Genomic DNA, 12879 nt, shown 5'->3' on the forward strand with positions numbered 1-12879 from the left:
TTCTTCTCCGTATTATTGATATAAGTTAGCCGGTAAGTGAACCGGCAGATCATAACAACTTGAGGAGAGGGATTCATATGGAGGCAGGTACACAGCAACAGCAACATCCAAAGAAAAACACGCCCGTGGGGAAATGGATTTCCACGGCCATTATCGTCATCGTCGTGCTCATTGTCGGTTCTAACAGCTACGCACAGGTGGAATACGGTCATGTCGGCTTGTACAAAACATTCGGGAAATTGAATGACAATACTTTATCTCCAGGGATGCATTTCAAAATTCCGTTTATGCAAACCGTCATTCAGGTGAATACGCAGGTCACCAAAACGGAAACGGACACCACCGCTTCCTCCAAGGACTTGCAGCCGGTCTCCACGCATGTCGCTGTCAACTATTCGGTGAACAAGGATTCGGCTTACAATCTGATGAACAATATCGGCGGAAATTTCGATGTGGTTATCATTAACCCGGCCGTGCAGGAGATCGTCAAGGAAGTGACGGCACGCTACCAGGCTGAAGATTTGATCGCCAAGCGCGACGTCGTAGCGGGGGAGATTAGCGAGCATTTGACCGCTCGACTGGCGAAATATGATCTGATCGTTAACGAAATTAATATCGTCAATTTTAAATTCTCCGACGCGTTTAACCAATCGATTGAAGCGAAGCAGGTTGCTCAGCAGCAAGCCCTGAAAGCCAGCAACGACCTGAAGCGGATTCAGATCGAAGCGCAGCAGAAGATCGCTCAGGCCGAAGCTGAGGCGGAATCGCTTAAGCTGAAGAAGCAAGAGGTTACTGCGGAGCTGGTACAGCTGAAGCAGATCGAGGTACAAGAGAAAGCGCTGGAGAAATGGGACGGCAAGCTCCCGCAAGTCACGGGCGGAGCCACCCCTTTCATCGATATCCAGACGCTGACGAATCAGCGGTAATTGCCTTGGCGCCTCATAAATAATTGAACCGAATCAAGCCGCCCTAGAAGGGCGGCTTTTCCTTTGGTCAGGGACGGTTTCAAGGGGCGTTATGAGCTTTGTCGGAACCCAGGATTATGGTAAAATGGCGGTATGCTGTTTAGAGAATAAGAACTTCAATGTGGATGGGAGAGCTGTCTGTTGTTGAAATACAAACTATTGGCGCTCGATATGGATGGAACGTTGCTCAATGATGAGCATCAGATTACACCGGAGACGGAACGCTGGATTCGTAAGGCGGCAGCCGCAGGAGTCCATGTCTGCTTGTCAACGGGACGCGGGTATAAGGAGGCGGTTCCTTATGGCGATCAACTGGACCTGGGAACGCCAATGATTACGGTGAACGGAAGTGAGGTCTGGAAATCGCCGCATGAGTTGCACCGCCGAGTGCTGCTGGATCGATCATTGGTTTCGCGAATGTACGACATTTCCCGGGAAAAGATGGTCTGGTTCTGGGCTTACGCCGTCGAAGGCAGCTATAACGAAACGAATTGGGAGCCGGGATTATTGGAACGGAATCATTGGATGAAGTTTGGTTATTTTACGGAGGACGACGCCGTGAGGGGCGATATTTTGCAGCAGCTGCAGGAAATGGGCGGTCTTGAAATTACGAATTCGTCGCCGCATAATCTGGAAATTAATCCGAAGGGAATCAGCAAAGCCAGCGGGATTGACACGGTTTGCGGACTGCTGGGGCTGGAGATGTCCGAAGTTGTGGCGATTGGGGACAGTCTGAACGACTTGGCCGCGATCGAGGCTGCGGGGCTCGGCGTAGCGATGGGCAACGCGCAGGAAGCTGTAAAGGAGAAGGCGGATGTCGTAACCACGTCGAATAATGAAGACGGTATTGCTTGGATTATTCGGGATTATATTTTGACGGGAGAGTGAGAAAATGGCGTTGTCCCTACTTGGCTGGATTCTGGTGATTGCCCTGTTTGCCGTGGGTATGGCCGGAGCGGTGTATCCCGTGTTGCCTGGGGTGCTCGCCGTTTATTTTGCCTTTTTCGTGTACGGGTGGTTTTTCTCCTTTGAACCGTTTGGGTGGTTTTTCTGGACGTTACAAACGCTGATCGTCGTCGTGCTGATGGTGGCGGATTATGCGGTGGGAGCTTGGGGCGTCAAGAAATTCGGCGGTAGTAAGCTGTCGGTGTGGTTAAGCACGATTGGTATCATCGTCGGTCCGTTCGTGATCCCGGCTTTCGGTTTGGTATTGGGCCCACTTCTTGGTGCGATGATCGGGGAATTGATTAAGGGTGAGTCGCTGTCGAAATCATTTAAGGTTGGAGTTGGCTCAGTTGTCGGTTTGTTTAGCAGTATCGTCGTTAAGGTGATTTTGCAGCTGGTGATGATCGTCGTGTTCATCATTTGGATCGTCGCATTCTAATTCATATCTCACAGAGCACTCATCAGGATTGCGGGAAAGAAGGAATTGGTTTTGTCCAAGAAGGAATCGTTTGTTAAAGGTACGCTAATATTAGCGGGGGCTGCGCTGATCGCGAGGGTGCTCGGCTTGTTCCAGCGTGTCCCGTTGGAGCACATACTAGGAGATATCGGGAACGCGTCTTATTCACAAGCGAATGCGGCTTATTTCATGCTGTTAACTTTAGCAACGGCCGGCATTCCAAGTACCTTGAGCAAAATGGTGTCGGAACGGCATGCGCTGAACCGACCGGAGGAAGCTCGGCGCGTGTATCAGGCGGCGCTTCTATTTGCAGGCGCTGCGGGCGTTGTTATGTTCGTGTTGCTGTTTGTCCTGGCACCTTATTACGCTGCGGCTTCTGGTGTTCCGGAATCGGTTGTAGCGATTCGTGCGCTGGCCCCAGCGCTGCTGCTGTTCCCTTTGATTGCGATCATTCGCGGTTATTTACAGGGCCGAAATATTATGATCGCGGGCGGGGTTTCGCAGGTAATCGAGCAAATCGTGCGGGTGGCTACCGGCATTGTTTTGGCGTTCCTGCTGTTTAACTGGGGATACTCCGGCGAGCAAATTGCCGCGGGCGCGACGTTTGGTGCGGTACTCGGAGGGGTAGCCGCATTGGTCGTCATGCTGGTGTACAGCATGAAATTATCGCGGAAGGACCAGACCGAAGGGAAAGAGAAAGCGGAGAAGGAATCCGGGAGACTGCCATTTAAAAGGATCTATGCGGAGATCTTCAAGTTGTCGATTCCGATTGTGCTGACCGCACTGGCGGTTCCTGCGGTGAACTTCATCGATAACTCGATCTTGAAGCCGCTGCTCACCGGACAGATTGGCTCCGGACAAGCCACCTACATCCTTGGGATTCTCGGGAACCGTGCGCAGATGATCGCCGGCATTCCGCCGATTCTAGCGATAGCGCTCAGCCAATCGCTGGTGCCGATCATCTCGGCTGCTTACGCTCGGAAGGATCAGGAGCATTTGCAGCGTCAGGTTACGCTTGCGATGCGGGTTGCGGTGCTGAGCGGGATGCCGATCATCCTCGCGCTGGGTACGGCAGCTTATTCCGTGAACGGGCTGTTGTTCAGTACCCGAGACGGCAGCAGTATCGTGGCTTTGCTGACGTTTGCGACGATTTTCCAAATCACCATGATGACCAGTAACTCGATCCTGCTTGGAGTAGGTAAAGCCAATTTATCGATGGTGCATGTGGCGATCGGGATTCTTGTGAAGTTAGCGGCCAGCTATGTGCTTGCTCAGTTCTGGGGGATTTACGGCATTATTATCGCAACCGGGCTCTGCTTCCTCGTGATCACGCTGCTCAATGTGCGGGCAATGAAGCAGATCGTTCCGTTCTCGTTGATGGGAAGCCGCTGGGGTGGGTTCCTGGTCACGATTGTTGCGTTGTCCGGAATCGGCTACGGCCTGAATCAGGCCGGGATCCAAATGGTGGATCTGATGCCGGCGCGTGTCGCCTTCTTCCTGACCTGCTGCATCGTTGGCGTAGCGGTTGTCGCGCTATATCCGATTCTTCTCATTGCGCTGCGCGTCGTCCGGAAGGACGAGCTGGCCGGTTATCCGGCGCCGCTGCGCAAGGTGTTGTCTCCATTGATGCGGTTGCAGAGGGGTGGGCGGCAAGTAGGGTAATGATTCGCATAGCCTACCCTAGCCCCCTCTAGCAGGTTCCCCAATGCCGCCTTTGCACGATTATCCCTTTGGTTCAGGTCAGGGAGTCGTCGTATGGTACACTCATACGATTATCCCTTTGATTCAGGTGTTGGGAGTCGCATGACACATTCACACCATTATCCTTTTGGTTCAGTGAGGAAGATGTTGCTGTTGGGATACTCCAAATTTCCTTAATAATCAGTGCCCTGATTATACGGGATAATGGTGTAAAGGGCCGATCAGAGGAGGCGCCCAAGGCGACCAGGGCGACCCGAACGCCCTGCGGGTCAGTGGTCCTCGACCGCATCGTGCACTAATGCGGTCTCGAGGATGCCGTTCCTGTGCGACCGACTGATGTCGCACAGGAACGGCGCCTTCGGCGCGCTGATGCCGTCCAGCGCGCGAGTATCCTTGAGCCAATCTTCCCGGGAGATTTGCTCATAGGCGGTGTCGCCCCAAGCGCTTAGCAGCTTGGGGCTGTAGAGACGCTGGCCCGGCGGCAGCGTCTCCTGCTCCAGAAGCTCTGACCCCTGCACCTTGGCGGTCAGAGCTTCTTCTAAATTGGCCGTGAACAATTCCGGCCAATAGTCCGCCCGCGAGCCGCTGTGCGGCACGCTCGCGGCGAACCGCTCCGCGCCGCTCCGCACGGCGCGGTAGCCCATCAGCATCGCGTATAGGCTCTTGCCTAACGCGATGCGGGCCGGCAGGCTGCCGAAGTCGGAGACCGTGCGCCCCGCGAGGCGGCGCATCTCTTCCCCGGCAGCCCCCTCCCCCGCCTGTTCACTCAGCGGGAACACCACCTGGTTTAATCCGGTTAGGCTGAACAGGCGAAAGTTCAGTTTACCCGTGACGTGTTTCTGGAAGTAGGGGTGGCGTACGACGCGTTTCTCGATATAATTCTGCTCGTTAATAATGAGGCCAATGGTGAGTAAGGCGCTGCCGCGGTCGATCCAGAATCGTTCCCAAAACGGGCGCATAAACCCGGATACGTGAAAATAAGGCAGCAAATGGAACCGACTGGCGCCAAGCTCCCGGCTCTTCATGTACAACCTTAGCTGCGGATAAGCGTCCTGGAAGATCAAAGCGTTGCTGCGCTCGAGAAACCGATAGGTCAGCCGCTTCTCCTCAGCGTCAACCACATCGGCGATTCGGCTGCTATGCAGATCCGTCATGTTCCAGCCGGCATTCCGCGAGACCATGTGCGCGAGAAAAGCCCAATGCAGCTCCGGGCAGGCTTGGTAGCAGGCGAGGTAAGCCGCGGTTCTGCTGATATTGCTTGCCCCAGCCAAGCGGGTTTCCTCAGCGATGGATTCGGCAAGCCGTAAATCCTCGGCACTGTAGTCCTCCCCTGCCGGCGCGGGTCTAGAAGTCGAGGCGCGCCGCAGCTGCTCTTCGATCTCGGTAATCACCGTTCGGGCAGACGCTTCGTTCCAACCTAAAGAAACCGTCTCTTTCCGCATTCGGGACGAATCGGAGAGGGAGGCGGTTTTGCTTCGGAGCATGGACGATAAAGCGGCGGGCAGGCGGAACATCAATCTCCGCAAACTGATAGCCTTCCCTTTGGTCTGGCGGGGATCACTCATGGTGGTTCCGCCCTCCCTTCTTCCCGAACTGCGAATAATTGGCGGCCCATAAGGCATAATACCGTATTAGTATGTCCGAAACATTTGACTTCCACTCCCGTCTTTGGTTGACTAGAAGTACCTGAAGGAAAGGAAGGGTTGCCTTATGAAAAAAATAACGTCTCCCGCAGAGTTTCAAGTCAGCATCCAATCCAGCAACCTGATCGTAGCGGTGTTCAAAGCCGACTGGTGCGGGGATTGCAAATTTATAGATCCGTTTATGCCTGATGTCGAAGAGAAATACGCGGGGCGGTTAACGTTGATCGAGGTGGATGTCGACCAAGTGGGGGATGTCAGCCAGGAGCAAAACATTCTGGGAATTCCAAGCTTTGTCGCCTATACTGACGGCCGTGAGCTGGTCCGATTCGTGAACAAATTGCGCAAGTCCCGCGAGGAAATCGAGAATTTCCTGAACCAAGCATTAGACGTCTATCACACGCTTCATGATACGCCGGAAACACGGGATACCTTGTAAACATCCGTTATATTCCTCACACCGCCGCCAGGGATTCCCTTGCGGCGGTGTCTATTTTTCAACATTTTCTATGAAAGAGGTTCCATCATCGGTTATAATGAAAGGGATTTATCGATTAACTAAAAGGTGTGAACCGTTTGAATACGAAATATTTGAAATGGCTCAGCTACGCATCCTGTTTTGTTATGTTCTTGGCCACGTTGGGCGGCAGCGTCGTGACCAAGACGGAATCGGGACTGGGCTGCGGCAACGATTGGCCGCTTTGTCACGGGAAATTTGTTCCTGCTCATACTCTTGCTTCAATGATTGAATATTCCCACCGTGCCGTCAGCGGGGCGGCCGGATTGGTCTCATTGGCGGCGTTTGTCGCCTTTTGGTTATATCGGAAGAACCGTAAAGACCTGCAGCTATACTCCTTATTGGCGCTGATCTTCGTAATGGTGCAGGCGGTGATGGGAGCCATGGCGGTCATTTATCCCACCTCATCTGCCGTCATGGCGCTGCATTTTGGGTTCTCGTTAATTGCCTTCGCCAGCTCGATCATGCTGGTGCTGGGCGTTCGTCAGGAGGAACGCGGACAAGCCGGCACACCGTCTCATGCTCATTCCCCGGCGGTCCGTGTATCAAAAAGGTTCCGCAACCTGACTTGGATAGCGACCGGCTATACCTACATCGTTGTCTATATTGGCGCGTATGTCAGCCATACGGACTCCGCTGGCGGCTGTAGCGGATGGCCGCTGTGCAATGGACAGCTCGTACCTGAACTATCCGGAGGGGAAGGCATCGCCTTTATGCACCGGGTTGCGGCTGCATTGCTGCTGGTCGTGATCGCCACGGTAGGTCACTTTGCCTTCCGCAAACATCCAGGACTGCCGGAAATTCGTAAGCTGGGCGTCGCCGCAACGCTGCTGGTCATCATTCAAGTGTTCACGGGAGCGACTATAGTGCTGACATTAAACAATTACCATGTTTATTTGTTCGCGTCACTCGCGCACATTATCGTATTGGCCGCCTTATTCGGGGTCTTATGTTACCTAAGCGTCCGGACTTGGCAACTGAGCCGGACCTCGGCGTGATTGTCATGAATCTGTAGAATGACGGAGGCCCAAGCGGCAGCATGGATAAGGTATACTTTTGTCTATAAGCGAATGTTAAGTGATGAACGGGCGAATACCCCGTCTTTTTCTAGGAGGACAACGAGATGAGTTACAAGAACCTGCGGCAATGGATCGATGCGTTGCAAAAAGAAAACGACCTGGCCATCATCGACGTACCGGTCGACCCCTATCTAGAGTTGGCCGAAATTCACCGGCGGGTGATTGATGACGGCGGTCCGGCTTTGCTGTTTACCAATGTCAAAGGAACGCCGTTCCCCGTGGCAACGAATCTGTTCGGAACGCCACGCCGTGTGGAAATGGCGTTTGGTCCCCGTCCCGAAATGCTTGCTAACCAACTGGTTGAAGCGATACATAAATTGCTGCCGCCGACGCCCAAAGCGATTTGGAACGAGCGCGGGCTAATCCGTGACGTATTGAAGGTCGGTATGAAAACCGTATCTAAAAACGAAGCCCCAATCCTCGAGGTCTGCCGGACGGCGGCGCCTTTGAAGGATCTACCGAAAGTGACAAGCTGGCAAAAGGACGGCGGCCCGTTTATTACGCTGCCGCTTGTGTATACGGAGAACCCGCTGCAGTCGAAGGAAAACAATCTGGGGATGTACCGGATTCAGCTGTATGACGATCAGACGACTGGAGTGCACTGGCAGATTCAGAAAGGCGGCGGGTTCCACTATCACGAAGCCGAGAAACTCGGGGAGCCTTTGCCGGTTTCCGTGTTCCTGGGCGGTCCGCCAGCCATGGTGGCTTCGGCCATTTCGCCGGTTCCCGAGCATTTATCAGAGCTGCTCGTCGCGTCTTTCATCTTGGGAGAAAAGCTACCGATGGCAGAGAACCCGCTGGGCGGCCATCGAATTCCGGCCGAGTCGGAGTTTGCCATCTCCGGGCTCGTACCTCCGCATGAACGCCGACTTGAGGGCCCGTTTGGCGATCATTTCGGTTACTATTCCTTGGAGCATGATTTCCCGGTGCTGCACGTCAACCACATGTGGCATCGGAAGGACGCGATTTATCCGGCAACGATTGTCGGTAAACCGCGCCAAGAGGATTACTACTTAGGCGATTTCCTGCAAAAGCTGCTGTCGCCGGCGTTCCCGATCGTGATGCCGAATGTCCGCTCCCTCTGGACGTATGCAGAGAGCGGATTCCATGCCTTGAGCTCAGCGGTGGTTCGCGAGAGTTACTCCCGTGAAGCCCTCGTATCGGCGTTCCGCATTCTCGGGGAAGGTCAGCTGTCGCTGACCAAATTCCTTATGCTGACGGACAAGCTGATCGATCTTGCGGATTTCCGCCTGCTGCTCAAGACGGTGCTGGAGCGTTTCGATCCGCGAACGGATCTATTTATTCTCAACAACACGTCGCATGACACGCTGGATTATACCGGCCATAAACTAAACCATGGCAGCAAGGCGATATTGATCGGCGTTGGTGATCCTGTACGTGAGTTGCCTCGTGCGTACGAGGAAGGCGAGATCGCCGAGATTCGTTCCATCCAAGTTTTTCATGACGGATGTCTTGTCGTTTCCGGTGCATCCTATGAGGACGAGCCGGAACTTGCCGAACGGTTGCTTGGCCGCCTTCGCGAACGCGGGACTGCCTGGCCGCTTGTGGTTCTGGTGGATAATGCCGAAGCGGCGACCCATGATCAGACGGCGTTCCTATGGACGGTGTTTACGCGGTTTAATCCGGCCAGCGATATTTACGCTGCCTCGGAAATTCGCCAACATCATCTGTCCTATGGCCTGCCGCTGGTTATCGACGCCCGCATGAAGCCGGGTTATCCGGATGAGCTGTTCCCGCAAGAGGACATCGTGTCCTTGGTGGATCAGCGTTGGAAATCCTACTTTCTGTGAAACGAGGAATGCCTATGCTGCGAAGCTTGCTTGGCGAGCCGCCTCGGCAAAACGAGGGCCGGCTGGCCGAAACGATCGACGCGATGGTGCACTCGATCAAGCTGCTGCAAAAGGAAATCAAAGCGCATCAGGATCCTTCGCATGATTTCCGCAAGCTGGAGATTTGGGTACACGGCTTGATCTCTTCGTTGGATGAGCTGGAACAATGTTTTTTTGCTGCCGCCTTTTTCCGCAAAAAGGTGCGGACCGAATCCGTCGAGGATATGGATCCGGTGGAGAGATCCGATTATGCTAGGTACGTCTATTTTTACAAGGATGGCTTCATCCGCGTATTCTCAGCGCTGGACAAGCTGGGGACGGTACTAAACGAGTTGTTTGATCTGAATACGTCGAAGGTAAAGACGCATTTCTCTTATTTTACCGTGCTGCGCCAGTTCTCTTACCTGAAGACCCACACCGAGCTTGGGAACCAACTGTTCGCCATTAAGGAGACCTACCGGGAATCGCTTGGTGTTCTGCGTCGTCGGAGAAACACGGAGATTCATTACATGAACTCGGAGATGAAGGACGACCTGTGGCAACGGCATCAAGCGTTGTTCGGGAAGATCGCTCTAGAGGATCTGGATCAACATATCCGCGAACTGGATCAGGGATACCGCATGGTTTGCGATACGTATTTCACAGTGTTTGACTACATTAATCAGCGTTGGAAAAAAATAACGGCGGTCTAAATCAATCCGCTGTTTATTTTTCCTCTTTACAAAATGGGTAAAACTCTTTATACTCATCAATAGTTTACATCGAACGATAATTTCATATTTTTCTTATCGAGAGAGGCGGAGGGAAAGGCCCGATGAAGCCCAGCAACCGATTCACCCGTGATGCGGAAGTTTGATGCCGCTGAAGTCATGGGACCGAATGTCATGGTGCTAATTCCTTCAAAACCGATGCGTTTGTTAGCAGATGGTTTTGGCAGATGAGAAGGCATTGTCTTTACGTAAAGAGAGCCCTTTGAATCTGCAGGGGCTCTTTCTGTTTTTTCATACGCCGGTCGATAATTGTTCATGCTAGGTATAGGAGGTTAGCCGATTGATCGAACTTAAAGGAATTACCAAAATATATGGCACCAAAAAGACGGCGACCACCGCACTCTCCGGGTTGAACCTAAGCGTCCACAAAGGAGAAATCTTCGGTGTTATCGGTCACTCCGGCGCCGGGAAAAGCACCTTGATCCGTTGTATCAATTTGCTGGAACGTCCGACCGAAGGTGAGGTGTGGGTCGGCGGGGTCGAGCTCACTAAGCTGGGCAAGCGCGAGCTTCAACAGCGGCGCCGCAAGATCGGCATGATTTTTCAACATTTCAACCTGCTCTCCTCGGCGACCGTATACGATAATATCGCATTTCCGCTAACGCTGATCGGAACACCGAAGGCGGCGATTGCGCAGAAAGTCAACGAGCTGCTTGCCTTGGTCGGACTGGAAGAGCATCGCCATAAATTCCCGGCGCAGCTGTCCGGCGGTCAGAAACAGCGGGTGGGTATCGCCCGGGCGCTGGCCAGTGACCCAGACGTGCTGCTGTGCGACGAGGCCACCTCGGCGCTGGATCCGCAGACGACGGACTCGATCCTGAAGCTGCTGCTTGACATCAACAAGCGATTCCAGCTGACGATTCTGCTGATCACGCATGAAATGCATGTCATCCAGAGCATCTGCGACCGAGTGGCGGTCATTCACGAAGGCGGCATCGTGGAGCAAGGTCCGGTAACGGAGGTATTCCTGAAGCCGAAACATCTAGTGACCCGGGAGTTTATCCACCGGGAGGCGGCGGGGGAAGAAGGCTTGAAGCTGGCGGCTTCTGTACCGCATCCGGAGTGGTCCAGGCTGGTGAAAATCACGTTCCTGGGCGCAAAAACCTATGAATCGGTATTGTCCCAGGTCGTGCGGGAAACCGGCGTTAACTTCGCCATCCTGCAGGGAACGATCTCCACGATCAAGGATACTCCGTATGGTCAACTGACCGTATCTTTTGAAGGCGAAGACGACCGGGTGGAGCGCACGCTGTCGCTCTTGCGGGAACGCGATCTTGACGTGGAGGTGATTGAGTAATGAGAGGACTGGACCTCGGAGCCATTGATTGGTCGGAGATGGGCACAGCCACGCTGGATACCCTGCAGATGATGGGGTATGCAACCTTATTCACTTTCGTGATCGGGCTCCCGCTCGGGGTATTGCTGTTCACCTTCTCGCGTTCCCAATCCTTGGTATTAGGATGGGTTTACCGGTTGATTTCGCTGATCGTCAACATTCTGCGTTCGGTTCCGTTCATTATCCTAATCGTCGCGTTGATTCCGGTCACGCGGGCAATCATGGGCGTATCCACCGGCGTGGAAGGTACGATTCCGCCGCTGGTGATCGGAGCTGCTCCGTTCTTCGCACGGCTGGTCGAGACGGCGCTGCGCGAGGTTGACCGCGGTGTGATTGAAGCTTCCCAGGCGATGGGCGCTTCTTCATTCCAGATCATTCGCAAGGTATTGCTGCCGGAGTCGCTGCCAGGCTTGATCGCTGGCATGACAATTACCGTGGTCACGCTGGTGTCGTATACCGCGATGTCGGGCATGGTTGGCGGCGGCGGACTTGGTGACCTGGCGATCCGTTACGGTTATTACCGATATGAGACGGGCGTCATGATTGTATCGGTCATCTTCATGGTGATTCTGGTCCAAGTCCTGCAAATGCTGGGAGACCGGCTGGTGATCTTTTTTACACGGAGATAAGGAAATCCTAAATAGATAAACACATCCTTATTCAAAAAACACTCTTAAGGGGGAGAACCTGCTATGAAAAAATGGACATTATCTTTGCTTACACTCGTTTTGGTGTTGGTGTTGGCCGCTTGCGGCAGCAATAACGCCGCCAATAACGGAGCTGCAGGTAACACGGCCGGAGATACGTCGGCTGCTGAGGGGAATGCGGCGGATGCAGGGAACCAAACTGCGGCTGAGCCAGTGAAGCTGGTTGTAGGGGCTACCGTACCCCATGCCGACATTTTGAAATTTATCGCGCCTAAGCTGAAGGAAGAAGGCGTGGAACTGGAAGTCAAAGAGTATACCGACTATGTGCAGCCGAACGTACAGCTGTATGAAAAAGAACTGGACGCGAACTACTTCCAGCATCAGCCTTACCTGGACGAGCAAAATGCCCAAAATGGGTTTGACCTTGTTTCCGTCGTAGGCGTTCACGTTGAACCGTTTGGCGCTTACTCGAACAAATATAAAGCTACGGAGGAAATTCCAGATGGCGCGAAAGTCGCGATCCCGAACGACCCAACCAACGGTGGCCGCGCACTGCTGCTGCTGCAGAAGCAAGGGTTGATCAAGTTGAAGGATGAGGCTGGGATCACGGCAACGCAGAAGGACATTGTGGAAAATCCGAAAAACCTCAAAATCATCGAAGCTGACGCAGCGATGCTGCCTCGCCAATTGGCCGAAGTGGATCTGGCGCTGATCAATACGAACTATGCGCTGGAAGCGAAGCTGAATCCAACGAAGGATGCGTTGTTTATCGAAGATAAGGATTCGCCGTACACGAACATTCTGGTTGCCCGTCCTGATAATAAGGACTCCGAAGCGATCCAGAAGCTGGCGAAAGCTCTGACTTCCGATGAGGTTAGAACGTTCATCAACGATACGTACCAAGGCGCTTTGGTGCCGGTATTCTAAGTAGTAAAGAAGCAGAAATGTCCCGCTGCGTGTGCAGCGGGATTT

General features: G+C 53.6%; 12 protein-coding genes and 1 riboswitch. Of the genes, 11 read left to right on the forward strand and 1 reads right to left on the reverse strand.

The features are described from left to right. The first annotated feature begins 77 nt into the window (after nt 1-77). The 4 genes from M0651_RS19325 (at nt 78) to M0651_RS19340 (ending at nt 4029) form a co-directional block, all read left to right on the forward strand. Nucleotides 78-926 carry a prohibitin family protein gene (locus M0651_RS19325; RefSeq protein WP_248553364.1) on the forward strand — a complete coding sequence of 283 codons (849 nt, stop codon included), beginning with the start codon at nt 78-80 and terminating at the stop codon, nt 924-926. Nucleotides 927-1109: 183 nt separating this feature from the next. Continuing rightward, entirely contained in the window at nt 1110-1853 is a 744-nt protein-coding gene (locus M0651_RS19330) for a Cof-type HAD-IIB family hydrolase (protein WP_372491018.1), read from the forward strand. A gap of 10 nt (nt 1854-1863) precedes the next feature. Beyond that, nucleotides 1864-2349 carry a DUF456 domain-containing protein gene (locus M0651_RS19335; protein ID WP_248553378.1) on the forward strand — a complete coding sequence of 162 codons (486 nt, stop codon included), beginning with the start codon at nt 1864-1866 and terminating at the stop codon, nt 2347-2349. A gap of 51 nt (nt 2350-2400) precedes the next feature. Then, on the forward strand, nt 2401-4029 hold the full coding sequence (locus tag M0651_RS19340) for a putative polysaccharide biosynthesis protein (RefSeq protein ID WP_248553365.1): 1629 nt from the start codon (nt 2401-2403) through the stop codon (nt 4027-4029). A gap of 308 nt (nt 4030-4337) precedes the next feature. Here the strand turns inward: M0651_RS19340 and M0651_RS19345 are convergent, their stop codons facing one another. Next, on the reverse strand, nt 4338-5633 hold the full coding sequence (locus tag M0651_RS19345; protein WP_248553366.1) for a DUF2515 family protein: 1296 nt from the start codon (nt 5631-5633) through the stop codon (nt 4338-4340). 145 nt (nt 5634-5778) lie between these two features. Here M0651_RS19345 and M0651_RS19350 point away from each other — a divergent pair, with 145 nt between their 5' ends. From M0651_RS19350 to M0651_RS19380, 7 genes are all read left to right on the forward strand, one after another. Next, complete coding sequence (locus M0651_RS19350; RefSeq protein ID WP_248553367.1) at nt 5779-6147, forward strand: thioredoxin family protein; 369 nt, start codon at nt 5779-5781, stop codon at nt 6145-6147. Nucleotides 6148-6284: 137 nt separating this feature from the next. Then, nucleotides 6285-7223 (forward strand): COX15/CtaA family protein, encoded by a 939-nt coding sequence (locus M0651_RS19355; protein ID WP_248553368.1) that lies wholly within the window; start codon nt 6285-6287, stop codon nt 7221-7223. A gap of 125 nt (nt 7224-7348) precedes the next feature. Beyond that, a complete protein-coding gene (locus tag M0651_RS19360; RefSeq protein ID WP_248553369.1) occupies nt 7349-9115 on the forward strand; it encodes a UbiD family decarboxylase in 1767 nt (588 codons plus the stop codon). 14 nt (nt 9116-9129) lie between these two features. Next, nucleotides 9130-9846, forward strand: coding sequence for a Cthe_2314 family HEPN domain-containing protein (locus tag M0651_RS19365; protein WP_248553370.1), 717 nt, complete (start codon nt 9130-9132; stop codon nt 9844-9846). A gap of 90 nt (nt 9847-9936) precedes the next feature. Next, nucleotides 9937-10098, forward strand: a riboswitch (SAM riboswitch). 106 nt (nt 10099-10204) lie between these two features. After that, nucleotides 10205-11221, forward strand: coding sequence for a methionine ABC transporter ATP-binding protein (locus M0651_RS19370; RefSeq protein ID WP_248553371.1), 1017 nt, complete (start codon nt 10205-10207; stop codon nt 11219-11221). Further along, entirely contained in the window at nt 11221-11889 is a 669-nt protein-coding gene (locus tag M0651_RS19375; protein ID WP_248553372.1) for a methionine ABC transporter permease, read from the forward strand. The genes M0651_RS19370 and M0651_RS19375 overlap by 1 nt, the downstream gene beginning before the upstream one ends. A gap of 63 nt (nt 11890-11952) precedes the next feature. Continuing rightward, nucleotides 11953-12834, forward strand: coding sequence for a MetQ/NlpA family ABC transporter substrate-binding protein (locus M0651_RS19380; protein WP_248553373.1), 882 nt, complete (start codon nt 11953-11955; stop codon nt 12832-12834). Nucleotides 12835-12879: the final 45 nt, after the last annotated feature.

The sequence above is a fragment of the Paenibacillus mellifer genome, assembly GCF_023195895.1.
In the GTDB taxonomy this organism is placed as follows: domain Bacteria; phylum Bacillota; class Bacilli; order Paenibacillales; family Paenibacillaceae; genus Fontibacillus; species Fontibacillus mellifer.

What these genes read in the sequence shown, in the direction of transcription:
- M0651_RS19325 (WP_248553364.1), top strand. Translation starts at nt 78, where the DNA reads ATGGAGGCAGGTACACAGCAACAGCAACATCCAAAGAAAAACACGCCC.
- M0651_RS19345 (WP_248553366.1), bottom strand. Translation starts at nt 5,633, where the DNA reads ATGAGTGATCCCCGCCAGACCAAAGGGAAGGCTATCAGTTTGCGGAGA.
- M0651_RS19350 (WP_248553367.1), top strand. Translation starts at nt 5,779, where the DNA reads ATGAAAAAAATAACGTCTCCCGCAGAGTTTCAAGTCAGCATCCAATCC.
- M0651_RS19360 (WP_248553369.1), top strand. Translation starts at nt 7,349, where the DNA reads ATGAGTTACAAGAACCTGCGGCAATGGATCGATGCGTTGCAAAAAGAA.
- M0651_RS19365 (WP_248553370.1), top strand. Translation starts at nt 9,130, where the DNA reads ATGCTGCGAAGCTTGCTTGGCGAGCCGCCTCGGCAAAACGAGGGCCGG.
- M0651_RS19375 (WP_248553372.1), top strand. Translation starts at nt 11,221, where the DNA reads ATGAGAGGACTGGACCTCGGAGCCATTGATTGGTCGGAGATGGGCACA.
- M0651_RS19380 (WP_248553373.1), top strand. Translation starts at nt 11,953, where the DNA reads ATGAAAAAATGGACATTATCTTTGCTTACACTCGTTTTGGTGTTGGTG.